Source organism: Enterobacter cloacae complex sp. EB5, from assembly GCF_031432835.1.
In the GTDB taxonomy this organism is placed as follows: Bacteria; Pseudomonadota; Gammaproteobacteria; order Enterobacterales; family Enterobacteriaceae; genus Enterobacter; species Enterobacter hormaechei_C.
This window is the reverse complement of the sequence record NZ_CP133860.1, coordinates 2,117,996-2,144,207: the sequence shown is the minus strand read 5'-3', so window position 1 is coordinate 2,144,207 and position 26,212 is coordinate 2,117,996. Positions and strand designations below refer to the sequence as shown.

Here is a 26,212-nt window from a genome sequence, read left to right as displayed (position 1 = left end):
GTTAATGTATTTTTATTCACATTTATTGCATGAATATTGATACTATCACGACCTAAGGTGTGTCAACAATGAAAATGAACTTACCGCCATTTATCGAGATCTACCGCGCCCTGATTGCCACACCGTCCATCAGTGCGACGGAAGAAGCCCTGGATCAGAGCAATGAGTCTTTAATCAATCTGCTGGCGGGTTGGTTTAGCGATCTTGGGTTTAACGTTGAGGTTCAGCCCGTCCCCGGAACACGCCATAAATTTAACCTGCTCGCCAGTACCGGACATGGCGCGGGCGGCCTGCTGCTGGCTGGCCACACTGACACCGTGCCGTTTGATGATGGCCGCTGGACGCGCGATCCGTTCACGCTGACCGAGCATGACAACAAGCTTTATGGTCTGGGCACCGCCGACATGAAAGGCTTTTTCGCCTTTATCCTCGACGCGCTGCGTGACGTGGACGTGACAACCCTGAAAAAGCCGCTCTACATTCTGGCGACCGCCGATGAAGAGACCAGCATGGCGGGCGCACGTTATTTCTCTGAAGATACATCGATTCGTCCTGACTGCGCGATCATCGGCGAACCGACCTCTCTGCAACCGATTCGGGCGCATAAAGGCCATATTTCTACCGCGGTGCGCGTGCTCGGACAGTCCGGCCACTCCAGCGATCCGGCGCGCGGCGTGAACGCCATTGAGCTGATGCATGACGCGATTGGCCGCATCATGACCCTGCGCGACGATCTGAAAGAGCGCTATCACTACGAGGCGTTCACCGTGCCTTACCCAACGCTTAACCTCGGCAGCCTGCACGGCGGTGATGCGTCCAACCGTATCTGCGCCTGCTGCGAACTGCATATGGATATCCGTCCGCTGCCGGGTATGACGCTGAGCGATCTGGATGGCTTACTGAACGAAGCGCTGGCGCCGGTCAGCGAGCGCTGGCCGGGCCGTCTGACGGTCTCCGAACTGCATCCGCCGATTCCAGGCTACGAATGTCCGCCTGACCACCAGCTGGTTCAGGTAGTGGAAAAACTGCTCGGCGAGAAAACCGACGTGGTGAACTACTGCACCGAAGCGCCGTTTATTCAGACGCTGTGCCCGACGCTGGTTCTGGGCCCTGGCTCCATCAACCAGGCCCACCAGCCGGACGAATATCTCGAAACCCGCTTCATCAAGCCCACTCGCGAACTCATTACCCAGGTTGTGCATCACTTCTGCTGGCATTAAAAACGCACCGAACAGTCCCCTCTCCCTGTGGGAGAGGGTTAGGGTTAGGGCAACAAATCGCATGATCTTCGTCACATTCCCATAAGCATCTCTTATCTGACGCAATACGAATTAAATTTCGTAAATTGCCCACATTTATTCGTTTGCTGAACCGTTTTCGCAGCAATTGACGACGGGGGTTTTACGTGGCTTTATAAAGGGAGATGACAAAATAATGTCCAGAAGATTTTCGCATGGGCATAAACAAAAATGATGGGGTGACTGGGTTTTTATGAACGAACAATATTCCGCGTTGCGTAGTAATGTCAGTATGCTCGGCAAAGTGCTTGGAGATACCATCAAAGACGCACTGGGGGAGAACATCCTCGACCGCGTTGAAACCATCCGCAAGCTGTCCAAATCTTCCCGCGCCGGTAACGAGGCCAATCGTCAGGAGCTGCTCACCACCTTGCAGAACCTCTCCAACGATGAGCTGCTGCCCGTTGCCCGCGCCTTCAGCCAGTTCCTGAACCTGGCAAACACCGCTGAGCAATACCACAGCATTTCGCCAAAAGGCGAAGCGGCCAGCAACCCGGAAGTCATTGCCCGCACCCTTCGTAAACTCAAAGACCAGCCCGACCTCAACGAAGCGACCATCAAAAAAGCGGTGGAATCCCTTTCGCTGGAGCTGGTGCTGACCGCACACCCAACCGAAATCACCCGTCGTACGCTGATCCACAAAATGGTGGAAGTGAACAACTGTCTGAAGCAGCTGGATAACAAAGACATTGCCGACTACGAGCGTAACCAGCTTATGCGCCGTCTGCGCCAGCTGATTGCCCAGTCCTGGCACACGGATGAAATTCGTAAACATCGCCCAAGCCCGGTCGACGAAGCCAAATGGGGCTTTGCGGTGGTGGAAAACAGCCTGTGGGAAGGGGTACCCAACTACCTGCGCGAGCTGAACGAACAGCTGGAAGAAAATCTGGGCTATCGCCTGCCGGTTGATTTTGTTCCGGTGCGCTTCACCTCCTGGATGGGCGGCGACCGCGACGGCAACCCGAACGTGACGGCGGAAATCACCCGCCACGTCCTGCTGCTGAGCCGCTGGAAAGCGACCGACCTGTTCCTGAAAGATATTCAGGTGCTGATCTCCGAGCTGTCGATGGTGGAAGCCACGCCGGAACTGCGCGCGCTGGCCGGTGAAGAAGGCGCCAGCGAGCCGTACCGTTTCCTGATGAAAAAACTGCGCGGTCAGCTGATGGCCACTCAGGCCTGGCTGGAAGCGCGCCTGAAAGGCCAGCGCCTGCCGAAGCCGGAAGGTCTGCTGAGCCAGAACGAACAGCTCTGGGAGCCGCTGTACGCCTGCTATAAATCGCTCCAGGCCTGTGGGATGGGCATCATTGCCAACGGCGAACTGCTCGACACCCTGCGCCGCGTGAAGTGTTTCGGCGTGCCGCTGGTGCGTATCGACGTTCGTCAGGAAAGTACCCGTCATACCGAAGCGCTGGGCGAGCTGACCCGCTACCTCGGCATCGGCGACTATGAAAGCTGGTCAGAAGCCGACAAACAGGCGTTCCTGATCCGCGAACTGAACTCCAAGCGCCCGCTGCTGCCGCGCAACTGGGAGCCAAGCAACGACACCCGCGAAGTACTCAACACCTGTAAAGCGATCGTGGATGCGCCGAAAGGATCGGTGGCCGCCTATGTGATCTCCATGGCGAAGACCCCGTCCGACGTGCTGGGCGTTCATCTTCTGCTGAAAGAAGCGGGCATCGACTATGCCCTGCCAGTGGCCCCGCTGTTTGAGACCCTCGACGACCTGAACAACGCCAATGACGTGATGACCCAGCTGCTGAACATCGACTGGTATCGCGGCTTTATTCAGGGCAAACAGATGGTGATGATTGGCTATTCCGACTCCGCGAAAGATGCGGGCGTGATGGCAGCCTCCTGGGCGCAGTATCAGGCGCAGGATGCGCTAATCAAAACCTGCGAAAAAGCCGGTATTGAACTGACCCTGTTCCACGGACGCGGCGGCTCCATTGGTCGTGGCGGTGCACCTGCACACGCAGCGCTGCTCTCTCAACCACCAGGAAGCCTGAAAGGCGGCCTGCGCGTGACCGAGCAGGGCGAGATGATCCGCTTCAAGTACGGCCTGCCGGAAGTGACCATCAGCAGCCTGTCGCTCTATACCAGCGCGATCCTGGAAGCCAACCTGCTGCCACCGCCGGAGCCAAAAGAGTCCTGGTGCCGCATCATGGATGAGCTGTCAGACATCTCCTGCGATCTGTACCGCGGCTATGTGCGTGAAAACAAAGATTTCGTGCCTTACTTCCGTTCAGCCACGCCTGAGCAGGAGCTGGGTAAACTGCCGCTGGGCTCACGTCCTGCCAAGCGTCGTCCGACCGGCGGCGTTGAATCCCTGCGCGCCATTCCGTGGATCTTCGCCTGGACGCAAAACCGTCTGATGCTGCCCGCCTGGCTGGGTGCCGGTGCGGCGCTGCAAAAAGTGGTGGAAGACGGTAAGCAGAGCGAACTGGAAACCATGTGCCGCGACTGGCCATTCTTCTCTACCCGTCTGGGCATGCTGGAGATGGTCTTCTCGAAAGCCGACCTGTGGCTGGCGGAATACTACGATCAGCGTCTGGTGAAACCAGAGCTGTGGGCGCTGGGTAAAGAGCTGCGCGAGCTGCTGGAAGGCGATATTAAAGTGGTGCTGGATATCGCTAATGACTCCCACCTGATGGAAGACCTGCCGTGGATCGCCGAGTCTATCCAGCTGCGTAACATCTACACCGACCCGCTGAACGTTTTACAGGCTGAACTGCTACACCGTTCGCGTCTGGCGGAGGAGGAAGGTAAAGAGCCGGATCCGCGCGTTGAACAGGCGCTGATGGTAACGATAGCAGGCGTTGCGGCAGGTATGCGCAACACCGGTTAATGCTCAGTGCCCGGCAGCGCTACGCTTGCCGGGCACTTCTTGATCTTCCCCCTTCCGTGATTTCCCTCTCAATCTTTACCTCCGGTAAGGCAATCACGTTTCCCTTAGACGTAGCGCAACAAATGACCGGCACGCCGGGAGTAGAGTCACTCTTAGTGCAGTACGAACAGGGCAGGATTTACCTCAAACACTAAGGGAGTAATGTTATGGACCGTGTTATTCAATCCCCGGGGAAATACATCCAGGGCGCGGATGTTCTTTCTCGCCTCGGCGACTACCTGAAGCCGCTGGCGAACCGCTGGCTGGTAGTGGGCGATAAATTTGTGCTGGGTTTTGCTGAAGAAACCCTGCGCCAGAGTTTTAAAAAAGCCGGACTCCATGCCGAAATTGCACCATTTGGTGGCGAATGTTCGCAAAATGAAATCGATCGCCTGAAAAAGCTGGCCGACAGCACTGACTGTCTGGCGGTGCTGGGTATCGGCGGCGGAAAAACGCTGGATACTGCCAAAGCGCTGGCCCACTTTATGGACGTGCCGGTGGCCATTGCCCCGACCATTGCCTCCACCGATGCGCCGTGCAGCGCCCTCTCCGTGATTTATACCGACAGCGGCGAGTTCGATCGCTACCTGATGCTGCCCCACAACCCGAACATGGTGATTGTCGATACCAAAGTGGTGGCGGGCGCACCTGCGCGCCTGCTGGCCGCCGGGATTGGCGATGCCCTGGCAACCTGGTTTGAAGCGCGTGCCTGTTCGCGTAGCGGCGCCACGACCATGGCGGGCGGCAAGTGCACGCAGGCAGCGCTAGCGCTGGCAGAGTTGTGCTACAACACGCTGGTTGAAGAGGGCGAGAAAGCGATGCTGGCGGCAGAGCAGCATGTCGTCACCCCCGCGCTGGAACGCATTATTGAAGCCAACACCTATCTGAGCGGCGTGGGCTTTGAAAGCGGCGGGCTGGCGGCGGCGCATGCCATTCACAACGGCATGACGGCGGTGCCGGATGCGCATCATTTCTACCATGGTGAAAAGGTCGCGTTCGGCACGCTGACGCAACTGGTACTGGAGAACGCGCCGGTTGAAGAAATTGAGACCGTCGCCGCGCTTTGCCACAGCGTTGGGCTGCCGATCACGCTGGCGCAGCTGAATATCAAAGAGGATATTCCGGCCAAAATGCGGCTGATCGCGGAGGCGTCCTGTGCCGAAGGGGAAACCATCCACAACATGCCTGGCGGCGTCACGCCGGATCAGGTCTATGCGGCGCTGCTGGTGGCGGACCAGTATGGACAGCGTTTCCTTCAGGAGTGGGAGTAATAAAAAAGCCGGGTGGCGGCTACGCCTTACCCGGCCTACAAAAGCGTGTCATTCGTAGGCCGGGTAAGCGCAGCGCCACCCGGCACAAGGGCTACTTCACGTCAAACCGATCCAAATCCATCACTCGCGCCCACGCGGCAACGAAATCACGAACGAACTTCTCATGTGCATCACTGCTGGCGTAAACTTCGGCCAGCGCACGCAGGACGGCGTTTGAACCGAAGACCAGATCGGCGCGGGTGGCGGTGTATTTCACTTCACCGCTGGCGCGATCGCTACCGGCAAACAGCTCGTTTGAGTCGTCGGTCGCTTTCCACTGGGTGTTCATATCCAGCAGATTAACGAAGAAGTCGTTGCTCAGCACGCCCTCGCGGTTGGTAAACACGCCATTCTTGCTGCCATCGAAGTTTGCACCCAGTACGCGCAGACCGCCGATCAGCACCGTCAGTTCCGGCGCGGTCAGGGTCAGCTGCTGGGCTTTGTCGATCAGCAGCGACTCCGTGGTGGACACATCCACCTGCGCACGGTAGTTGCGAAAACCGTCGGCAACCGGTTCGAGCAGGTTAAACATCTCGATATCCGTCTGGTCCTGACGCGCATCCACGCGGCCCGGGGTGAACGGTACGTTAACGTAAACGCCTGCCGCTTTCGCCGCCTGCTCAACGCCCACAACACCTGCCAGCACGATGATATCGGCCAGAGAGGCTTTATTCGTGGTGCGCTGGATTGCTTCCAGAGCCGGTAACGCCCGCACCGCCGCGGCGTTCACATCCCAGTCGCGCTGAGGCGCCAGCGCCAGACGCGCGCCGTTAGCGCCGCCACGCTTGTCGCCGCCGCGGAAGGTCGATGCCGACGCCCAGGCCACGGAAACCAGTTCGCTCACGGAGAGACCAGAGGCCGCGATTTCCGCTTTCAGGCTTTCAATATCTTCCTGCGTCGGATGGAACACCGGCTGAGGCAGCGGATCCTGCCAAATCAGATCTTCTTTCGGTACTTCCGGGCCGATGTAACGGGATTTCGGCCCCATATCGCGGTGGGTCAGCTTGAACCACGCGCGCGCAAAGGCTTCGTTGAAGGCCTGCGGATCGTTCAGGAAGCGACGGGAAATTTTCTCGAATTCCGGATCAAAACGCAGCGTCAGGTCGGTGACCAGCATGGTTGGCTTGCGTTTTTTCGACGGGTCGAACGGGTCAGGCATGATTTCCAGCGCATCCACGGCTTCAAACTGAATCGCGCCTGCCGGGCTACGCGTCTGCACCCATTCGTATTTGAACAGGTTCTCGAAGAAGTAGTTGCTCCACTGGGTCGGGGTTTGAGACCAGATAACTTCCAGCCCGGAGGTGATGGCGTCAGCGCCAATACCGGTGCCGTGCGTGCTGGCCCAGCCCAGGCCCTGCGCTTCAATCGGCGACGCTTCCGGGTCAGTGCCCACGTGCGTGGCTTCACCTGCGCCGTGCGTTTTACCGAGCGTATGGCCGCCCGCAATCAGCGCGACGGTCTCTTCGTCGTTCATGCCCATGTTGCCAAAGGTAGCGCGGATCGCCGCCGCCGCAGACAGCGGTTCACCGCTGGCGTTTGGCCCTTCCGGGTTAACGTAAATCAGGCCCATTTCGGTGGCCGCAAGCGGGCGCTTCGCCAGCGCTTCCGGGTCACGGTGGGTCAGCCAGGCTTTTTCATCGCCCCAGTTCACGTCCAGATCCGGTTCCCATACGTCTTCACGCCCGGCACCAAAACCAAAGGTGCGGAAGCCGGAGTTCTCCAGCGCCACGTTACCCGCGAGGATAAACAGGTCGGCCCAGGAGATTTTTTGTCCGTATTTTTGCTTAATTGGCCACAGCAGACGGCGAGCTTTATCCAGGCTGACGTTATCCGGCCAGGAGTTCAGCGGTGCAAAGCGTTGCTGACCGCGTCCGGCGCCGCCGCGACCGTCAACGGAGCGATAGGTACCCGCACCGTGCCAGGCCATACGGATAAACAGGCCCGCATAGCTGCCCCAGTCGGCAGGCCACCACGGTTGTGAGTCGGTTAACAGGGCTTTGAGATCGCCCTTAAGGGCGGAGTAGTCGAGCTTGCTGAATTCTTTGCGGTAGTCGAAGTCTTCACCCAGCGGGTTCGAACGGTTGGAATGTTGGTTTAGAAGATCGATGCGGAGTTGTTTAGGCCACCACTCTTTGCTGCCGGTACCTGCACCCGCGCTGTGATCGACGCCGCCCTGGTGGAACGGACATTTGCCGGCGGATGCCGCGTTATTGGTCTCGTCTGACGTGCTCATCGCTATGCTCCCTTTACAGTGTTACCGTTACGATATACACCACTAGCGATAAGAGATAGTTGAATTAATCCACAGATTCGATAGCTAATACCTTTTAACTCTCTGTTCGATTAAAAAGCCCTCGTTTTATGAGGGCTTTTTACTTTACAGCGCCGGGCGAACGCCGAGCGTATGGCAAATGGCATAGCTCATTTCCGCGCGGTTCAGGGTATAGAAATGGAAATCTTTCACCCCTTCGCGACTTAAAATCTTCACCATGTCCATCGCGATATTGGCCCCCACCAGCTTGCGGGTTTCCGGGTCGTCGTCCAGCCCTTCGTACATTTTGGACATCCACAGCGGAATGCGCACGTTGGTCATATCCGCGAATTTCTTCGCCTGTTTGAAGTTCGAGACCGGCAGAATGCCAGGGATGATTTCGACATCAATACCCGCCGAGACGCAGCGGTCGCGAAAGCGCAGATAGCTTTCCACGTCAAAGAAGAACTGCGTAATCGCGCGGTTAGCACCGGCCTCCACTTTACGCTTGAGGTTGAGCAGATCCGCCTGGGCGCTTTTGGCTTCCGGGTGAACTTCAGGGTAGGCGGCCACGGAGATATCAAAGTCGGCAACGTCTTTCAGCAGCCCGACCAGATCGGTGGCATACATCTCCGGCTTGCCGCTGCCTGGCGGGAGGTCGCCGCGCAGGGCCACAATGTGGCGAATGCCGTTATTCCAGTAGTCCTGGGCAATGGCGCGCAGTTCATCGCGGGTGGCGTCGATACAGGTCAGGTGCGGTGCCGCTTCCAGACCGGTTCGATCTTTAATGCCCTTAATGATGCTGTGCGTGCGGTCACGCTCACCGGAGTTGGCGCCGTAGGTTACGGAGACGAACTTCGGCTTCAGGCTGCTCAGGCGATCGATAGAGCTCCACAGGGTTTGCTCCATTTCACTGGTGCGCGGCGGGAAAAATTCAAAAGAGACGTTAATCTGGCCGTTTACTTCGGCCAGGCTCTGATTCAGGGCTTCCCGCTGGTTGGCGTGAAAAAAGCTCATACCTTACCTCTATCTTTCGCGTGTCGATGTTTGTTGTGTTGTGAACTTCTATACGTTTAGACGTCCAGATGTAAAAATGACGGAAAAGCGGGATGACGTCAACAGAAATAATCAACAATAACGGTGAGGTTTGTTCAGGCAAGATGAAGGGCGTTCATGATGGGGGTGAGTGCGGTCTGCCGCCCTCACCCTAACCCTCTCCCACGGGGAGAGGGAACAAGCGAAATTACAGCAGCTTAGCCAGACGATTAATGTCAGACTGGATCGCCCCGGCGGTGACATCGCGTCCCGCGCCCGGGCCACGGATCACCAGCGGGTTATCGCGATACCAGCGGCTTTCGATGGCGAAGACGTTGTCGCACGGCAGGAGCGCCGCCAGCGGATGTTCAGGACGCACCGCCTCCACGCCCACGCGCGCTTTACCGTTCGCCTCGAAACGCGCCACGTAACGCAGCACCAGGCCCATCTCGTTAGCCGCTTCCAGACGTTGCACCATCTGCTCATTCAGCTCGTCGCCGTTCTCGAAGAAGTGATCGACGGACCCTTCCTCGCAGCCCGCAGGCACCAGCGACTCAACGCGTACCTGACCCGGCTCAATGTCGTAGCCCGCTTCACGCGCCAGGATCACCAGCTTGCGCATCACGTCTTTACCGGCAAGGTCAACGCGCGGATCCGGTTCAGTTAAGCCCTGCTGCCACGCCTGATCCACCAGGTCGGTAAACGGTACGGTGCCGTCAAATTGCAGGAACAGCCAGGAGAGCGTGCCGGAGAAGATCCCGCTCAGCGCCAGAATGCTGTCGCCGCTTTCAATCAGATCGCGCACGGTATGGTTAACCGGCAGGCCCGCGCCAACGGTGGCGTTATACAGCCAGTGACGACCCGTTTTTTCAAACGCGTCGTGGATCTGGCGATATTTGTCAGTGCTGCTCGCGCCCGCCAGCTTGTTGGCGCTGATGACGTGGAACCCGTGGCTGGCGAAATCCAGATACTGATCGGCCAGCTGCTCGCTGGCGGTCACGTCCAGCACCACCAGATCGTCGTACGGGTGCGCGCGCATCCACAGGAACAGCGACTCTTCGTCCTGCTCAACCGCTTCATCATTAAAGAAGGCCAGCGCCCGGCTGGCGTCCAGCCCTTCGTAGTTCAGCAGGCTGCGGCGGCTGTCCACCACGCCTGCGAGAATGAATTCAAACCCGGTACGCGCCGAAAGCGTTACCTGCTCGCGGGCGAACAGCTCCAGCCAGCGGGAACCGATGTTCCCTTTCCCGAACAGCACCAGCCCGATGCGTTTTTCCGCGCGGAACAGGGAGGTGTGCAGACCCTGAATCAGGCTTTCGGTTGGCCCTTTACGCAGCACAGCAACCAGGCTGATGCCCTCTTCCGACTGCCAGGTGAACTCCACCGGCTGACCTTTCAGCTGCTGCCAGAAGCGGTGGCAGTGCAGCGGGTTACGGGTGACGCCCGCGCCCACCATCGCCACCAGCGCCAGCCCCTGACGCAGGCGAAGCTCGCCCGGCAGGCCCGCTTCATCCAGAATTTTCAGGGCGCTGTCCACCACTTCAGCGGTATAGCAGAACTGCAACAGCTGACGATCGTTATGTACGCCAACGGCCAGCGGACGCACCTGGGCACGTTTCAGGATGGTGTCGATATCTTTGTGCGCCAGTTTGAAATCCTGGCCCGCAGGCACCTGGAACTCAATCAGGCAGATGTCATCATGGCTGGTGACAATGCGCGCGCCCGTACCGGATGCCAGCACGCGTTCAATGCGGGTGGAACCCTGATCCGGCGTGTAGCTACAGCGTAGTTGCAGGTCGATGTCGCTGCCTGAAACCGGCTGTAGCGTGCGCGCGTGCAGCACCGGGGCCGCCAGACGCGCCAGTTCGCTCGCTTCGTCGAGACGCAGCAGCGGCAGCAGACAGGCATCTTTTACTTTGCGCGGGTCCGCGCTGTACACACCGGCCACGTCGCTCCAGATAGTGACGCGGGACACGCCCGCCAGGGCGCCAATCTGTGTTGCCGAGTAGTCAGAGCCGTTACGGCCGAGCAGAACGGTTTCGCCAGCATTGCTGCGGCTGATAAAGCCGGTGACGACAATGCGTTTGCCCGGATGCTGCACCAGCAGCTGTTGCAGCAGCGGGTAAGACAGCCCTTCGTCCACCTGCGGCTGTGCGGCGCGTTCGGCACGCAGGAAATCACGCGCGTCGAGCCAGGCGGCATCCACACCAAGATGTTGCAGCACAGCGGCCATCAGGCGCGCAGACCACACTTCACCGTGGCCAACCACTTCCGCATACACCGCATCGGTAATGCCGCTGTCCAGCAGAGCGGCCAGACGCTCAAGGTCGTGCGTAAAAGCGCTAATCAGCCCGTCCGCCACGTCCGCAGGCAGCAAACCGGCAATCAGTTCACTCTGGTAACGACGTAAGGACTGTTGCACCTGATGCGCAGAGAGGCGATCGGTCTGGCTCAGTTTCAGCCAGCTAATCAACTGGTTGGTGGTGCTGCCCGCCGCAGAGACAACCATCATGTCCCCCGGCTGTGAATACTCGGTCATGATCCCTGCGACACGCAGGTAACATTTCACATCAGCAAGACTACTACCACCAAACTTGTGCAGCTGACGACCCTTCGCCCCTGCCTGCGCTATCACACTCATGATTACCCCTTGGCTGCGACCCGGAAGCCATTTTCCAGATCGGCAATTAAATCTTCAGAATCTTCAATACCGGTCGAGATACGCAGCAGCGTCTCGGAAATCCCGGCGGCGGCACGTGCTTCGGGTGCCATACCTGCGTGCGTCATGGTTGCGGCGTGGGAGATCAAGCTTTCTACTCCCCCTAAGGATTCCGCCAGCGTAAACAATGACAACCCGCTCAGGAAGCGACGCAGCGTTTGCTCGTCACCGTCCAGTTCAAAACTTAACATCGCGCCAAATCCTTTCTGTTGGCGCGCGGCAATCTCGTGCCCCTGGTTTTCCGGCAGCGACGGGTGATAAAGCTTCTTCACCAGCGGCTGGGTTTTCAGGAAATCCACGATCGCCTGGGCATTACGCTGCGCCACGTCCATACGCGGAGACAGCGTGCGGATACCGCGCAGCAGCAAATAGCTGTCGAACGCGCCCGCGGTGACGCCAATGTTATTGGCCCACCATGCCAGTTCGGTGACAACATCAGGATCTTTGGCAATCACCACGCCCGCCACCACGTCAGAATGGCCGTTCAGATATTTCGTGCATGAATGCAACACCAGATCGGCACCCAGTGCCAGTGGGTTCTGAAGGGCCGGACTGAGGAACGTATTATCCACTACACTTATCGCTCCCGCATCCCTTGCGAGCTGACAAATTTTCGCAATGTCGACAACGCGCAACAATGGGTTGCTTGGACTTTCCACCAGAACCAGCTTCGGCTGCTCGGCAAGCGCCTGTTTCAGCGCCTGTTCGTCGTTTTGATCGACAAACAGCACGCGGTAGCAGCCACGTTTCGCCAGGCTATCAAACAGACGATAGCTGCCGCCATAACAGTCGTGCGGCGCCACCAGCAGATCGCCAGGTTTCAGGAACACTGTGGTCACAAGGTGAATGGCAGACATGCCGGTATTGGTTAATACCGCCCCTGCGCCGCCTTCCAGTTCCGCCAGCGCGCGCTGGGTGACGTCGCGTGTAGGATTGCCGCGACGCGAGTAGTCATGCGCGCGAGGTTCATTAAATCCGGTGAAATTATAGGTACTGGAGAGATGAATTGGCGGGACAACGCAGCCGTACTGCTCGTCATCATTCAATCCGCTACGCACTGCGATGGTGGCCTGTTTACGCGTCATGGTGAGGCTTCCTGGCGAATGAGGTGAAAAGTCAGGCACCAGAGTAAACATTGAAAGTATGGACGTCAATACATCTGGACATCTAAACTTCTTTGCGTATAGATTGAGCAATGCGCAAATAGCCGTTAAAATTATATGCTTTAGGACACGCTACAGCGGCAATATCCGTGCCTCGGTATCGTCTCTACGGTAAACTACGCAAGATTACGGTTCAAAACTGATGGTTACGGGTTTTGCACCTTTAGATTAATGACTGAGAGGATTAAAGGTATCTCATGGCTGAATGGAGCGGCGAATATATCAGCCCATACGCTGAGCACGGTAAGAAGAGTGAGCAAGTCAAGAAAATCACGGTGTCCATTCCTCTGAAGGTGTTGAAGATCCTCACCGATGAACGTACGCGTCGTCAGGTGAACAACCTGCGTCACGCCACCAACAGCGAACTGCTGTGCGAAGCGTTCCTGCATGCGTTTACCGGCCAACCGTTGCCGAACGATGACGATCTGCGCAAAGAGCGCAGTGACGAAATCCCGGAAGAGGCGAAGGTGATCATGCGTGAACTGGGTATCGACCCGGAGACCTGGGAATACTAACAGCGATGCGGTCCCGCTGAGGGTGCTCAGCGGGATGGTTTCTCAGAAGTTGTAGCCTAAGCCGACGCGCAGACGCGTTTGTCGGTCGTCAGTGGTAGCGGTGTTATAGCCGGAAGAGACATTACCCACCTCCACGAATGGCACCCACGAATCGATGTTATACGCCACGCGGAAGTTATATTCGTAATCCTCTTTTTTGTTGTTATACAGATCTTCGTTGTCGGCGAATTTATAAATTCCGTTCAGTTCAAACATCCAGTTATCAATATTATATCCCAGCCACATTTCCGGGCGATATACCATTCTGTCATCTTTACCGTCTGCATTACGGCGGGTATATTCGGTACGATAACGGAACGCCGTCCACCAGTTGTCATTAATATTATACTGTACGCGTAAATAGGGTTTATAAATAGCCATGTCGTCACCTATTTCAACCGCGACACCCGGCTGCCAGATAAATCCCTGCCAGGTAAACTGGTAGCTGGCAGTATATTCGTTGCTGTTACTCTCCATATTATTGAGCGCATCATTAGATTGCTTTTCGTCTGAGCGTGAGACGGCCTCTACAGCCACACCAAAGCCCGTCCCGAAACGGTGTGACATGTACACACGGTCATAGTTACGTCCATCGTCGTAATACTCGTGTCGGTAATCAACATATCCCGCCTGCGCTGCGCACGATAGTAATGGAAGCACGAATAAAAGTTGCTTCAGTTTCATCTTTTTTCCCTCAACGTAAATACACCCTGAAAGCCATCGCTGTTGAAATGGCAAATAAGAATTTATGTCGAGCGCAGTGTAATTTTACACCCGGAGGGAAACCTTTTATTTATTGCCATATCCGACAATAAAATGGCAAACAGGCCAAGAATACAGAGATAAAGCTCACTATCCGTATAAATAGGAATATATTAAGACACGGTGATTATTTTTCGGAAAAATTAAAATATATATTTGAAGAGGAAATATAAATACAGAATTAATTCAGGAGAGATATTACAGGCACAAAAAAACCGCCCGGAGGCGGTTTCTTCTGGATGCTTATTTAGCGCCCGGGATGCTGAAACGCTTGTTGAAGCGGTCAACACGGCCACCGGTTGCAACATCACGCTGCTTACCAGTGTAGAACGGGTGGCATTTGCCGCACACGTCCAGGTTCAGATCGTGACCCACGGTAGAGCGGATCTGGATAGAGTTACCGCAAGAGCAGTTTGCAGTAATCATTTCGTATTTCGGGTGAATATCTTTTTTCATGGGAGAACCTCAGTTAAGGCCGCGTCGCTCTTCCAGCCCTAACGCCAGACACCACGCGATGTTGAATGTAAGTTCTTTGGCGTAAAATACACCAAAGGCGGCGAATCATACAGAATTTGACCAACGTATGCAAACTGATCCGCACGCCGCTTTCACTAATGTGTATACTAACGCGCCACTTTTCAAGTCAGGAAGATTCGATGCCCGTCGCTCACGTTGCCCTGCCCGTTCCGCTTCCCCGCACCTTTGACTACCTGCTGCCCGACAGCATGAGCGCCAAAGCGGGCTGTCGCGTGACCGTGCCGTTTGGCAAACAGCAGCGCGTGGGGATCGTGGTGTCCGTCAGCGACAAAAGCGAACTGCCGCTTAACGAGCTGAAATCGGTTGTTGAGGTGCTGGACAGCGAGCCGGTTTACTCCACCAGCACCTGGAGACTGCTGCTGTGGGCGGCAGATTATTATCATCATCCGATTGGCGACGTGCTGTTCCATGCCCTGCCCATTATGCTGCGCCAGGGCAAGAGCGCCAGCCACGCGCCAATGTGGTACTGGTTTGCCACCGAGCAGGGCCAGGCTGTGGACATTAACAGCCTGAAGCGCTCGCAGAAACAGCAGCAGGCGCTGGCCGCGCTGCGCCAGGGAAAAATCTGGCGCCATCAGGTCGACGAGCTTGAGGTAAGCGAAACCGCGTTGCAGGCATTAAGGAAGAAAGGGTTGAGCGAGCTGGCCAGTGAAGCCCCTGCCCTTCACGACTGGCGCGACGGCTTTTCCGTCTCGGGCGATCGCCTGCGTCTGAATACCGAGCAGGCCACCGCCGTAGGCGCGATTCACAGCGCCGCCGACCATTTTTCCGCCTGGCTGCTGGCGGGCGTCACCGGATCCGGTAAAACCGAAGTGTATCTGAGCGTGCTGGAAAACGTGCTCGCGCAGGGCAAACAGGCGCTGGTGATGGTGCCGGAAATCGGCCTGACGCCGCAAACCATCGCGCGTTTTCGTGAACGCTTTAATGCGCCCGTTGAGGTCCTGCACTCCGGCCTGAACGACAGCGAGCGCCTCAGCGCCTGGCTGAAAGCGAAAAACGGCGAAGCAGCAATTGTGATCGGCACCCGTTCATCGCTGTTTACGCCCTTTAAAAATCTCGGCGTTATCGTAATCGATGAAGAGCATGACAGCTCCTATAAACAGCAGGAAGGCTGGCGCTATCACGCCCGCGACTTAGCCGTGTACCGCGCCCACAGCGAGCAAATCCCCATTATTCTCGGGTCCGCCACCCCCGCGCTTGAAACGCTGCACAACGTTCGCCAGCGTAAATACCACATGCTGCGCCTGACGCGCCGTGCGGGAAATGCCCGCCCGGCCATTCAGCATGTGCTGGATTTGAAAGGCCAGCAGGTGCAGGCCGGGTTAGCGCCTGCGCTGATTAGCCGCATGCGCCAGCATTTGCAGGCGGGCAACCAGGTGATCCTGTTCCTGAACCGCCGCGGCTTCGCGCCTGCGTTGCTGTGCCACGACTGCGGCTGGATCGCGGAGTGCCCGCGCTGCGATCACTACTACACCTTCCACCAGGCTCAGCGCCATTTACGCTGCCACCACTGCGACAGCCAGCGTCCGGTCCCCCGTCAATGCCCGTCCTGCGGCTCAACGCACATCGTGCCGGTCGGTCTGGGAACGGAACAGCTTGAACAGGCGCTCGCGCCCTTCTTCCCGGACGTACCCATCTCCCGTATCGACAGGGATACCACCAGCCGTAAAGGGGCGCTGGAGCAGCAACTGGCGGAAGTGCATCGCGGCGGCGCGCGCATCCTGATTGGTACTCAGATGCTGGCGAAAGGGCACCACTTCCCGGACGTGACGCTGGTCGCCCTGCTGGACGTCGACGGCGCGCTGTTCTCCGCGGATTTTCGCTCCGCCGAGCGTTTCGCCCAGCTTTATACCCAGGTTGCCGGTCGCGCTGGTCGGGCGGGTAAGCAGGGCGAGGTGGTGCTGCAAACGCACCACCCTGAACATCCGCTGCTGCAAACTCTGCTGCACAAAGGCTATGACGCCTTCGCGGACCAGGCGCTGGCCGAACGCCAGACGATGCAGCTTCCCCCGTGGACCAGCCACGTTATCATCCGTGCGGAAGATCATAACAACCAACAGGCCCCGCTGTTCCTGCAACAGCTGAGAAACCTCCTGCAAGCCAGCCCGCTGGTGGATAATCAGCTGTGGATTTTAGGCCCGGTACCCGCGCTCGCCCCGAAACGCGGCGGCCGTTTCCGCTGGCAACTGTTACTTCAGCACCCCTCGCGTATCCGTTTACAGCAGATCGTCAGCGGCACGCTGGCGCTGATCAATACCCTACCGGAAGCGCGAAAAGTGAAGTGGGTTCTTGACGTCGATCCGATTGAAGGCTGAAGACGGATCGAAAAATTTAATGCGCCTCACACTTTTTATGAAAATTCTGTAACCGATTCCATTAACTATCTGTAAAAATGGTGCTGTTCGGTGTTCAGGCGAGGAGAAGACGTTGAAGTCCAGGAAAGAGGTTGCCTCGGCGACCATGAAAGACGTTGCCGAGAAAGCACAAGTCTCAACAGCAACCGTGTCCCGCGCATTGATGAACCCTGACAAAGTCTCCCAGGCGACCCGAAACCGGGTTGAAAAGGCAGCGCTTGAGGTCGGTTATTTCCCGCAAGCCATGGGGCGTAACGTAAAACGCAACGAATCCCGCACCATCCTGGTGATCGTGCCGGACATCTGCGATCCCTTCTTCAGCGAAATCATCCGCGGCATTGAAGTCACTGCCGCCGCCCAGGGCTATCTGGTGCTGATTGGCGATTGTGCTCATCAGAACCAGCAGGAAAAAACGTTCATCGACCTGATCATCACCAAGCAGATTGATGGCATGCTGCTGCTTGGCTCACGCCTGCCGTTTGATGCCAGCATTGAAGAACAGCGCAATTTACCGCCGATGGTCATGGCGAACGAATTCGCGCCGGAGCTGGAGCTGCCAACCGTTCATATCGATAACCTCACCGCCGCGTTCAACGCCGTGAACTATCTTCAGGAACTGGGGCATAAGCGTATCGGCTGTATCGCCGGACCAGAAGAGATGCCGCTGTGTCATTACCGCTTGCAGGGCTACGTTCAGGCGCTGCGCCGTACCGGGGCTATCGTCGATCCGCACTACATTGCGCGCGGTGATTTCACCTTTGAAGCGGGCGGGCAGGCGCTGGAAAAATTGCTGGCCTTGCCAGAACCGCCTACCGCGGTCTTCTGCCACAGCGACGTGATGGCGCTGGGGGCGTTATCCTACGCCAAACGTCACGGCCTGCGCGTGCCGCAGGACCTGTCGATTATCGGTTTTGATAATATTTCGCTTTCGGAGTTTTGCGATCCGCCGCTTTCGACCGTTGCCCAGCCGCGGTATGACATTGGCCGGGAAGCGATGCTGCTTTTGCTGGATCAGCTGCACGGTCAAACAGTTAGCAGTGGGTCACGGCTACTGGATTGTGAGCTGATTGTGCGCGGCTCTACCCAGGCATTAACTTAAAGTAAATACCTTTCGACACCCTTATCTGGTCAAAGCCCCGTCGCTTAAGTAACATGGCGGGCTGACGAACGAATAAATACAGCGAAACGATAGTGGCACAACGAGATTATGTACGTCGCGGCCAGCCGGCACCTTCGCGACGCAAAAAGAGTAGTTCAAAAAGCAAGCAACGTAGCCTGTCTGCTGTCTCCCCAGCCATGGTCGCCATTGCTGCGGCCGTGCTGGTGGCCTTTATTGGCGGCCTCTACTTCATTACGCATCATAAAAAAGAAGAGTCTGAAGCCCTTCAGGGTAACAAGGTCGTCGGCAACGGCCTGCCGCCGAAGCCTGAAGAGCGCTGGCGCTACATTAAAGAGCTGGAAAGCCGCCAGCCTGGCGTACGTGCGCCTACCGAGCCTTCTGCCGGGGGTGAAGTGAAGAATGCCGATCAGCTGACGGACGAACAGCGTCAACTGCTCGCTCAGATGCAGGCGGACATGCGCCAGCAGCCTACGCAGCTGAACGAAGTGCCGTGGAACGAACAAACTCCGGCGCAGCGTCAGCAAACGTTGCAGCGCCAGCGTCAGGCTCAGCAGCAAACGCAACAGCAGCAGTGGACGCAGACGCAGCCGGTACAGCAGCCGCGTACACAACCGCAGCAGCAGACGCGTACCGTACAAACTCAGCCTGTCCAGCAGCAACCGAAGGCGCAGCCGCAGAAGCAAACGGCACAGCCGTATCAGGATCTGTTGCAGACGCCTGCTCATACCACTGCGCAACAGCCAAAAACGCAGCAGGCTGCGCCGGTCACCAAAGAGACCGAGGCGCCGAAGCAGACGGCTGAGAAAAAAGATGAACGCCGCTGGATGGTTCAGTGCGGTTCGTTTAAAGGCGCCGAACAGGCAGAAACGGTGCGTGCTCAGCTGGCATTTGAAGGATTTGACTCACGCATTACCACCAATAACGGCTGGAATCGCGTAGTGATTGGACCGGTCAAAGGCAAAGAAAACGCAGACGGCACCATTTCCCGTTTGAAAGTGGCTGGCCACACAAACTGCATTCGACTCGCCTCCGGGGGTTGAAACCCCCAAATTCCCCCCCATCTATCATTTAATTCAGCCCTGAGCACAGGCTCAGGGCTTCTGTTTCCCGAATCTGTAACCAGGGGGTCTGCTCGTGACAACAATAGTAAGTGTACGCCGTAACGGCCAGGTGGTAATTGCCGGTGATGGCCAGGCCACGCTGGGTAATACCGTCATGAAAGGCAACGTGAAGAAAGTACGTCGTCTTTATAACGACAAAGTGATCGCCGGTTTCGCAGGCGGCACGGCTGATGCCTTCACGCTGTTTGAACTGTTTGAACGCAAACTGGAAATGCATCAGGGTCATCTGGTGAAAGCCGCCGTTGAGCTGGCAAAAGACTGGCGTACCGACCGCATGCTACGCAAGCTCGAAGCGCTGCTGGCCGTGGCTGACGAAAACGCCTCGCTGATCATCACCGGTAACGGCGACGTGGTTCAGCCTGAAAACGACCTGATTGCCATCGGCTCTGGCGGCCCGTACGCCCAGGCCGCAGCCCGTGCGCTGTTGGAAAATACCGACATGAACGCGCGCGATATCGCGGTGAAAGCGTTGGATATTGCAGGTGATATCTGCATCTATACCAACCACAATCACACCATCGAAGAATTACCGTCTAAAGCGTAAGGATCGCCCATGTCTGAAATGACCCCACGCGAAATTGTCAGCGAACTGAACAAACACATTATCGGCCAGGACAACGCCAAGCGCTCCGTGGCTATCGCACTGCGTAACCGCTGGCGCCGCATGCAGCTCGACGAAGAGCTTCGCCACGAAGTGACGCCAAAAAATATTCTGATGATCGGCCCGACCGGTGTGGGTAAAACCGAAATCGCCCGTCGTCTGGCCAAACTGGCTAACGCGCCGTTCATCAAAGTTGAAGCCACTAAGTTCACCGAAGTGGGCTATGTGGGTAAAGAAGTGGACTCCATCATCCGCGATCTGACCGACTCGGCGATTAAGATGGTGCGTGTCCAGGCGATTGAGAAAAACCGCTATCGCGCCGAAGAGATGGCCGAAGAGCGTATTCTCGACGTGCTGATCCCACCGGCAAAAAACAACTGGGGACAGGCTGAACAGCAGTCTGAACCATCTGCTGCGCGTCAGGCATTCCGCAAAAAGCTGCGCGAAGGCGAGCTGGACGACAAAGAGATTGAGATCGATCTCGCTGCCGCGCCAATGGGCGTGGAAATTATGGCGCCTCCGGGAATGGAAGAAATGACCAGCCAGTTGCAGTCCATGTTCCAGAACCTGGGCGGGCAGAAGCAGAAAGCGCGTAAGCTGAAAATCAAAGACGCGATGAAGCTGCTGATTGAAGAAGAAGCCGCGAAGCTGGTTAACCCGGAAGAGCTGAAACAGGACGCTATCGACGCGGTTGAGCAGCACGGTATCGTGTTTATCGACGAAATCGACAAAATCTGTAAGCGCGGCAACGCGTCCGGCCCGGATGTCTCCCGCGAAGGCGTTCAGCGCGACCTGCTGCCGCTGGTAGAAGGGTGCACCGTCTCCACCAAGCACGGCATGGTTAAAACTGACCACATTCTGTTTATCGCCTCCGGTGCGTTCCAGATTGCCAGCCCGTCTGACCTGATCCCGGAACTCCAGGGTCGTCTGCCAATCCGCGTTGAGTTGCAGGCGCTGACCACCGAAGATTTCGAACGTATCCTGACTGAGCCAAACGCGTCTGTGACCGTACAGTACAAAGCGCTGATGGCGACTGAAGGCGTGAACATTGAATTTACCGATGACGGTATCAAGCGCATCGCCCAGGCCGCGTGGCAGGTCAACGAAACCACCGAGAACATCGGTGCGCGTCGTCTGCACACCGTGCTGGAACGCCTGATGGAAGACATCTCTTATGATGCGAGCGACCTTAACGGTCAAAGCATTACCATTGACGCAGACTATGTGGGCAAACACCTGGATGCGTTAGTGGCAGATGAAGATCTGAGCCGTTTTATTCTATAATCGCGTTCAATGCATTTTCATCACTGTTGATGGGGGCTATGGCCCCCATTTTTATTGGCTAAATAACTATGACTGATATCAGCCGTACACAGGCGTGGCTCGTAAGTCTGCGCCCTAAAACGCTTCCTCTGGCTTTTGCCGCCATTATCGTCGGTACCACGCTTGCCTGGTGGCAGGGTCATTTCGATCCGCTGGTAGCAGGTCTGGCGCTTGTCACCGCCGGGCTGCTGCAAATCCTCTCTAATCTCGCCAATGATTACGGCGATGCGGTTAAAGGCAGCGACAAGCCTGACCGTATCGGGCCGCTGCGCGGGATGCAAAAAGGAGTGATTACCCAGGCACAGATGAAACGGGCGCTGATTATCACCGTGGTGTTGATTTGCCTGTCCGGGCTGGCGCTGGTGACGGTCGCCTCGAAAACCACCAGTGATTTCATTGGCTTCCTGGTGCTGGGCTTGCTCGCCATTATTGCAGCCATTACCTATACCGTCGGGACGCGTCCTTATGGGTATATTGGCCTGGGCGACATCTCCGTGCTGGTGTTCTTCGGCTGGCTGAGCGTGATGGGAAGCTGGTACTTGCAGGCGCATACGGTGATCCCTGCCCTGTTCCTGCCGGCGACCGCCTGCGGTCTGCTGGCGACGGCGGTGCTGAATATCAACAACCTGCGCGACATCGACAGCGACCGCGAAAACGGTAAAAACACGCTGGCCGTGCGTCTGGGTCCGGTGAATGCACGCCGCTATCATGCCTGCCTGCTCATCGGCGCGCTGGTCTGCCTGGCGCTGTTCAATCTGATCTCTCTGCACAGCCTGTGGGGCTGGCTGTTTGTGCTCGCCGCACCGCTGCTGATTAAGCAGGCCCGCTACGTCATGCGTGAACTCAGCCCGGCCGCCATGCCACCGATGCTGGAACGTACGGTAAAAGGCGCGTTGCTGACTAACCTGCTGTTCGTCATCGGGATTGTCTTAAGCCAGACGCTGCGTTAGCTGACAAATATCAATTAACAATTGATGATTTTGCCAACAACGCATTTCGCACGATATACTGAACACATTCGCAGCAACAGAGCGTTAAACCTATGAAATACGATACCTCCGAGCTTTGTGACATCTACCAGGAAGATGTCAACGTCGTTGAACCCCTGTTCTCCAACTTTGGTGGACGGTCGTCGTTTGGCGGACAAATCATCACGGTGAAATGTTTCGAGGACAACGGGTTGCTGTACGATCTGCTCGAAGAGAACGGCCGTGGCCGCGTCCTGCTGGTGGACGGCGGCGGTTCAGTGCGCCGTGCACTGATCGATGCGGACCTCGCCCGCCTTGCGGTGCAAAACGAGTGGGAAGGGATTGTGGTCTACGGTTCCGTGCGCCAGGTGGACGATCTGGAAGACCTGGATATCGGTATTCAGGCCATTGCCGCCATTCCGGTTGGCGCAGCGGGTGAAGGCATCGGCGAAAGTGACGTGCGCGTTAACTTCGGCGGCGTGACCTTCTTCTCGGGTGACCACCTTTATGCTGACAATACCGGGATTATCCTTTCCGAGGATGCGCTGGACATCGAGTAGTTAATCGATGAGTAAAATTCATAAAAAAACCGCCAACAGCAATGTGGCGGTTTTTTTGTCCCTCGGGATTCGCGGTCCGTTGGGACGTCTTACAGACTAACACCAAGGAACTTCATCATACTCTCGTCTAAACCTTGGGCAACCTCTCAGAACCTTTATAAAATCCTAATTATCTATGAAAACCTTAACGCCACGGTTGATGCTCTTTATGATACCGCGTCCCTTTCCGCCATCTCGCAAATGGGCATCGGTCCAGGGAAAGGTGTATTCACTACCGTAAAGCAGGCTAACACCAGGGCTTGTGTCCACCGACTTATCACCGGTGGTGAACGGTGGAGCGGTTAGCAGCAAGGACCGCATAATGAAACGCTATTTATGTATCGCGTTCATTGTCGCCAGCGTACTCGTTGTAAAGAGCGATGAACCTGTTGAGTTAGTTGCTTTAGTTACGACAGCGCAGGACAAGTAGCGTTAAGGCCGCCTTGGGCGGCCTTTTTTATGGTTTGAGGTCGGTTAGCGAAAACCATAAAAAAGCCGGGTGGCGGCTTCGCCTTACCCGGCCTGTTCAATTCATTCCCTAAGGAAATCAAACTTCTTCCATACGTCCCAGCAGCGCCTGCAAGCGTTCCTGCCAGCCGTTCTGCTGTTCGCGCAGCTGGTTGTTTTCGCGCTCCAGTTCTTCACGGCTGTGCTGAGCATTCTGAACTTCCTGTGACAGGGAGTTGTTCTTCTCTTTCAGCTCTTCAATTTCCATTTGCAGCAGCGTGATGGTGTCAATCGCCTGCTGTACTTTCGATTCCAGTTTCTCAAACACTTCTAAAGACATGATCCTACCTCTCCTGAATTGCAAGGCGACGCTTTAACGTAAACGCGCACAACATATGTTCCGATTGTATGGAGCGCCGTCGCCCCTGTCCAGCGGCATGCCACGCAGATCGCGGTTTGCAACACTTTTCGGCCTCGTCCTGGTGCGTTCGCCGCATATACCCCTAAGTTGTTAACCCATAAGTTAAAGAAATGATTCAGCCCATAATCATTATCTGATGCAAAAACGCGCTTTATGGCGCGAAAACGCTCATTTTATTGACGCAGACCACACATTTCGATTTCGATATTTCTCGTTTGTGCTCGTTAACGATAAATTAACACTATGTCTACAGGGCATCGTGACTGTCACGGGCGGTCACGCAAACAATAAACATTACTCTTTTGCAGGATTCCGATTATGAGTCAGACATCAACCTTAAAAGGCCAGTGCATTGCCGAGTTCCTGGGTACCGGGTTGTTGATATTCTTCGGAGTAGGCTGTGTCGCTGCACTGAAAGTGGCGGGTGCCAGTTTTGGTCAGTGGGAAATCAGTATTATCTGGGGTCTGGGCGTGGCGATGGCCATCTACCTGACCGCAGGGGTTTCCGGCGCACATCTTAACCCGGCGGTGACCATCGCGTTGTGGCTATTCGCGTGCTTTGACGGACGCAAAGTTGTTCCTTTCATCATTTCGCAATTTGCCGGCGCCTTTTGCGCAGCGGCGTTAGTTTACGGGCTTTATTACAATCTTTTCATCGACTTCGAACAGACGCATCATATGGTGCGTGGCAGTGTCGAAAGTCTGGATCTGGCAGGCATTTTCTCAACGTATCCGAATCCGCATATCAATTTTGTGCAGGCGTTCGCAGTTGAAATGGTGATTACCGCTATTCTGATGGGCGTCATTATGGCGCTGGGCGACGACGGAAACGGCATTCCGCGCGGCCCGCTGGCACCACTTTTGATTGGCCTTCTGATTGCGGTGATCGGCGCATCCATGGGTCCGCTGACCGGCTTTGCGATGAATCCGGCGCGTGACCTGGGTCCAAAAACCTTCGCCTTCTTTGCGGGATGGGGCGATGTCGCCTTCACGGGCGGCAAAGACATTCCTTACTTCCTGGTTCCGCTGTTCGGGCCAATTGTAGGGGCGGCGCTGGGCGCATTCGGCTATCGCAAATTAATTGGTCGCCACTTACCGTGCGACACCTGTGTGGAAGAGGAAAAAGAGACAACGTCCACCACACAACAAAAAGCTTCGCTGTAATCTGACTACGGGACACATACCATGACCGAAAAAAAATATATCGTTGCGCTCGACCAGGGCACTACCAGCTCCCGCGCTGTCGTAATGGATCATGACGCGAACATTGTCAGCGTGTCTCAACGCGAATTTGAGCAAATTTATCCGCGTCCAGGCTGGGTTGAACACGACCCGATGGAGATCTGGGCGTCACAAAGCTCCACGCTGGTGGAAGTGCTGGCGAAAGCCGACATCAGTTCTGACCAGATTGCCGCTATCGGTATCACCAACCAGCGTGAAACGACTGTGGTCTGGGAGCGCGAAACCGGTAAGCCCATCTACAACGCCATTGTCTGGCAGTGCCGCCGTACGTCAGAGATCTGCGAACAGCTGAAGCGCGACGGGATGGAAGAGTACGTGCGCAACGCCACCGGCCTGGTGGTTGACCCGTATTTTTCGGGCACCAAAGTGAAGTGGATCCTCGACCACGTGGAAGGTTCACGCGAGCGTGCACGACGTGGCGAGCTGCTGTTCGGTACCGTCGATACCTGGCTTATCTGGAAGATGACTCAGGGACGCGTTCACGTTACTGACTACACCAACGCCTCGCGCACCATGCTGTTCAACATCAACACCCTGGAGTGGGATGACAAGATGCTGGACGCGCTGGACATTCCGCGTGCGATGCTGCCAGACGTGCGTAAATCTTCAGAAGTGTATGGCCAGACCAACATTGGCGGTAAAGGCGGCACGCGTATTCCTATCGCCGGTATCGCCGGTGACCAGCAGGCGGCGCTATTCGGCCAGCTGTGCGTCAAAGAAGGGATGGCGAAGAACACCTACGGTACCGGCTGCTTTATGCTGATGAACACCGGCGAGAAAGCGGTGAAATCAGAAAACGGTCTGCTGACCACCATCGCCTGCGGCCCACGCGGTGAAGTGAACTATGCCCTGGAAGGCGCGGTATTCATGGCGGGTGCCTCCATTCAGTGGCTGCGCGACGAGATGAAGCTGATCAGCGACGCGTTTGACTCCGAATACTTCGCGACCAAAGTGAAAGACACCAACGGCGTGTACGTGGTGCCAGCGTTTACCGGTCTGGGCGCACCGTACTGGGATCCGTATGCCCGCGGCGCGATTTTCGGCCTGACGCGCGGCGTGAACTCAAACCACATCATTCGCGCGACGCTGGAATCCATCGCCTACCAGACGCGCGACGTGCTAGAAGCGATGCAGGCGGACTCCGGCATCCGTCTGCACGCCCTGCGCGTGGACGGCGGTGCGGTAGCCAACAACTTCCTGATGCAGTTCCAGTCCGACATTCTGGGCACCCGCGTTGAACGTCCTGAGGTACGAGAAGTGACGGCGCTGGGCGCAGCGTATCTGGCAGGTCTGGCGGTTGGCTTCTGGCAAAACCTCGACGAGCTTCAGGAAAAAGCGGTTATCGAACGCGAATTCCGTCCTGGCATCGAAACCACCGAGCGCAACTACCGCTACAGCGGCTGGAAGAAAGCGGTGAAACGTGCCCTGGCGTGGGAAGAGCACGACGAGTAAACCTATATTCCCTCTCCCTGGGAGAGGGTTAGGGTGAGGGGCTCCGACCGC

General features: G+C 56.6%; 20 protein-coding genes. 13 read left to right on the top strand and 7 right to left on the bottom strand.

The genetic code is table 11. From position 1 onward, the window contains the following. Window positions 1–68 precede the first annotated feature (68 nt). From argE to RHN82_RS10220, 3 genes are all read left to right on the top strand, one after another. Window positions 69–1,220: an acetylornithine deacetylase gene (argE, locus tag RHN82_RS10230; protein ID WP_047051678.1), complete on the top strand. Its 1,152-nt coding sequence runs from the start codon at window positions 69–71 to the stop codon at window positions 1,218–1,220. Between the two features lie 271 nt (window positions 1,221–1,491). Further along, a complete protein-coding gene (ppc, locus tag RHN82_RS10225; RefSeq protein WP_017383108.1) occupies window positions 1,492–4,143 on the top strand; it encodes a phosphoenolpyruvate carboxylase in 2,652 nt (883 codons plus the stop codon). A gap of 206 nt (window positions 4,144–4,349) precedes the next feature. Beyond that, window positions 4,350–5,453, top strand: coding sequence for a glycerol dehydrogenase (locus tag RHN82_RS10220; RefSeq protein ID WP_045347197.1), 1,104 nt, complete (start codon window positions 4,350–4,352; stop codon window positions 5,451–5,453). 91 nt (window positions 5,454–5,544) lie between these two features. Here the strand turns inward: RHN82_RS10220 and katG are convergent, their stop codons facing one another. The 4 genes from katG to metB all read right to left on the bottom strand — a co-directional run bounded on the left by katG (window position 5,545) and on the right by metB (window position 12,582). Continuing rightward, window positions 5,545–7,725, bottom strand: coding sequence for a catalase/peroxidase HPI (katG, locus tag RHN82_RS10215; protein ID WP_047051676.1), 2,181 nt, complete (start codon window positions 7,723–7,725; stop codon window positions 5,545–5,547). A 144-nt stretch (window positions 7,726–7,869) separates the two neighbouring features. Next, window positions 7,870–8,760, bottom strand: coding sequence for a methylenetetrahydrofolate reductase (gene metF / locus RHN82_RS10210; protein ID WP_032104303.1), 891 nt, complete (start codon window positions 8,758–8,760; stop codon window positions 7,870–7,872). Window positions 8,761–8,986: 226 nt separating this feature from the next. Then, window positions 8,987–11,419, bottom strand: coding sequence for a bifunctional aspartate kinase/homoserine dehydrogenase II (locus RHN82_RS10205; RefSeq protein WP_047051675.1), 2,433 nt, complete (start codon window positions 11,417–11,419; stop codon window positions 8,987–8,989). Window positions 11,420–11,421: 2 nt separating this feature from the next. Next, entirely contained in the window at window positions 11,422–12,582 is a 1,161-nt protein-coding gene (metB, locus tag RHN82_RS10200; RefSeq protein ID WP_017383102.1) for a cystathionine gamma-synthase, read from the bottom strand. 275 nt (window positions 12,583–12,857) lie between these two features. Between metB and metJ the strand changes: the two genes are divergently transcribed. Continuing rightward, window positions 12,858–13,175, top strand: coding sequence for a met regulon transcriptional regulator MetJ (metJ, locus tag RHN82_RS10195; protein WP_003862042.1), 318 nt, complete (start codon window positions 12,858–12,860; stop codon window positions 13,173–13,175). 42 nt (window positions 13,176–13,217) lie between these two features. Here the strand turns inward: metJ and RHN82_RS10190 are convergent, their stop codons facing one another. Continuing rightward, the gene (locus RHN82_RS10190; RefSeq protein ID WP_047051674.1) at window positions 13,218–13,898 is read right to left on the bottom strand and encodes an oligogalacturonate-specific porin KdgM family protein; all 681 of its coding nucleotides are present in this window, start codon (window positions 13,896–13,898) and stop codon (window positions 13,218–13,220) included. A gap of 321 nt (window positions 13,899–14,219) precedes the next feature. Then, window positions 14,220–14,432, bottom strand: a complete 213-nt coding sequence (gene rpmE, locus RHN82_RS10185; protein WP_003862040.1) for a 50S ribosomal protein L31 — start codon at window positions 14,430–14,432, stop codon at window positions 14,220–14,222. A gap of 200 nt (window positions 14,433–14,632) precedes the next feature. Here rpmE and priA point away from each other — a divergent pair, with 200 nt between their 5' ends. From priA to rraA, 7 genes are all read left to right on the top strand, one after another. Further along, window positions 14,633–16,828: a primosomal protein N' gene (priA, locus tag RHN82_RS10180; RefSeq protein WP_047051673.1), complete on the top strand. Its 2,196-nt coding sequence runs from the start codon at window positions 14,633–14,635 to the stop codon at window positions 16,826–16,828. A gap of 112 nt (window positions 16,829–16,940) precedes the next feature. Then, window positions 16,941–17,966: a DNA-binding transcriptional regulator CytR gene (gene cytR / locus RHN82_RS10175; protein ID WP_003862038.1), complete on the top strand. Its 1,026-nt coding sequence runs from the start codon at window positions 16,941–16,943 to the stop codon at window positions 17,964–17,966. 92 nt (window positions 17,967–18,058) lie between these two features. Then, window positions 18,059–19,027 carry a cell division protein FtsN gene (gene ftsN / locus RHN82_RS10170; protein WP_017383099.1) on the top strand — a complete coding sequence of 323 codons (969 nt, stop codon included), beginning with the start codon at window positions 18,059–18,061 and terminating at the stop codon, window positions 19,025–19,027. A 94-nt stretch (window positions 19,028–19,121) separates the two neighbouring features. Next, window positions 19,122–19,652 (top strand): ATP-dependent protease subunit HslV, encoded by a 531-nt coding sequence (gene hslV / locus RHN82_RS10165; protein ID WP_003862036.1) that lies wholly within the window; start codon window positions 19,122–19,124, stop codon window positions 19,650–19,652. Between the two features lie 9 nt (window positions 19,653–19,661). After that, window positions 19,662–20,993, top strand: coding sequence for an HslU--HslV peptidase ATPase subunit (gene hslU / locus RHN82_RS10160; protein ID WP_003862035.1), 1,332 nt, complete (start codon window positions 19,662–19,664; stop codon window positions 20,991–20,993). A 62-nt stretch (window positions 20,994–21,055) separates the two neighbouring features. Further along, window positions 21,056–21,982, top strand: a complete 927-nt coding sequence (menA, locus tag RHN82_RS10155; protein ID WP_104999933.1) for a 1,4-dihydroxy-2-naphthoate polyprenyltransferase — start codon at window positions 21,056–21,058, stop codon at window positions 21,980–21,982. A gap of 92 nt (window positions 21,983–22,074) precedes the next feature. After that, window positions 22,075–22,560, top strand: a complete 486-nt coding sequence (gene rraA / locus RHN82_RS10150) for a ribonuclease E activity regulator RraA (protein ID WP_003862032.1) — start codon at window positions 22,075–22,077, stop codon at window positions 22,558–22,560. 586 nt (window positions 22,561–23,146) lie between these two features. On the opposite strand, the gene zapB is transcribed toward rraA, so the two are convergent. Next, the gene (zapB, locus tag RHN82_RS10145) at window positions 23,147–23,386 is read right to left on the bottom strand and encodes a septal ring assembly protein ZapB (protein WP_003862031.1); all 240 of its coding nucleotides are present in this window, start codon (window positions 23,384–23,386) and stop codon (window positions 23,147–23,149) included. A 399-nt stretch (window positions 23,387–23,785) separates the two neighbouring features. Here zapB and RHN82_RS10140 point away from each other — a divergent pair, with 399 nt between their 5' ends. Together RHN82_RS10140 and glpK are read left to right on the top strand one after the other, a co-directional pair. Next, the gene (locus RHN82_RS10140; protein WP_003862030.1) at window positions 23,786–24,631 is read left to right on the top strand and encodes an MIP/aquaporin family protein; all 846 of its coding nucleotides are present in this window, start codon (window positions 23,786–23,788) and stop codon (window positions 24,629–24,631) included. A 21-nt stretch (window positions 24,632–24,652) separates the two neighbouring features. Next, window positions 24,653–26,161 (top strand): glycerol kinase GlpK, encoded by a 1,509-nt coding sequence (glpK, locus tag RHN82_RS10135; RefSeq protein ID WP_047051670.1) that lies wholly within the window; start codon window positions 24,653–24,655, stop codon window positions 26,159–26,161. Window positions 26,162–26,212: the final 51 nt, after the last annotated feature.

Bases quoted from the DNA above. Each gene is read 5' to 3' on its own strand.
- argE (WP_047051678.1), top strand. From the start codon at position 69: ATGAAAATGAACTTACCGCCATTTATCGAGATCTACCGCGCCCTGATT.
- ppc (WP_017383108.1), top strand. From the start codon at position 1,492: ATGAACGAACAATATTCCGCGTTGCGTAGTAATGTCAGTATGCTCGGC.
- RHN82_RS10220 (WP_045347197.1), top strand. From the start codon at position 4,350: ATGGACCGTGTTATTCAATCCCCGGGGAAATACATCCAGGGCGCGGAT.
- katG (WP_047051676.1), bottom strand. From the start codon at position 7,725: ATGAGCACGTCAGACGAGACCAATAACGCGGCATCCGCCGGCAAATGT.
- metF (WP_032104303.1), bottom strand. From the start codon at position 8,760: ATGAGCTTTTTTCACGCCAACCAGCGGGAAGCCCTGAATCAGAGCCTG.
- RHN82_RS10205 (WP_047051675.1), bottom strand. From the start codon at position 11,419: ATGAGTGTGATAGCGCAGGCAGGGGCGAAGGGTCGTCAGCTGCACAAG.
- metB (WP_017383102.1), bottom strand. From the start codon at position 12,582: ATGACGCGTAAACAGGCCACCATCGCAGTGCGTAGCGGATTGAATGAT.
- metJ (WP_003862042.1), top strand. From the start codon at position 12,858: ATGGCTGAATGGAGCGGCGAATATATCAGCCCATACGCTGAGCACGGT.
- RHN82_RS10190 (WP_047051674.1), bottom strand. From the start codon at position 13,898: ATGAAACTGAAGCAACTTTTATTCGTGCTTCCATTACTATCGTGCGCA.
- rpmE (WP_003862040.1), bottom strand. From the start codon at position 14,432: ATGAAAAAAGATATTCACCCGAAATACGAAATGATTACTGCAAACTGC.
- priA (WP_047051673.1), top strand. From the start codon at position 14,633: ATGCCCGTCGCTCACGTTGCCCTGCCCGTTCCGCTTCCCCGCACCTTT.
- hslU (WP_003862035.1), top strand. From the start codon at position 19,662: ATGTCTGAAATGACCCCACGCGAAATTGTCAGCGAACTGAACAAACAC.
- rraA (WP_003862032.1), top strand. From the start codon at position 22,075: ATGAAATACGATACCTCCGAGCTTTGTGACATCTACCAGGAAGATGTC.
- zapB (WP_003862031.1), bottom strand. From the start codon at position 23,386: ATGTCTTTAGAAGTGTTTGAGAAACTGGAATCGAAAGTACAGCAGGCG.
- RHN82_RS10140 (WP_003862030.1), top strand. From the start codon at position 23,786: ATGAGTCAGACATCAACCTTAAAAGGCCAGTGCATTGCCGAGTTCCTG.
- glpK (WP_047051670.1), top strand. From the start codon at position 24,653: ATGACCGAAAAAAAATATATCGTTGCGCTCGACCAGGGCACTACCAGC.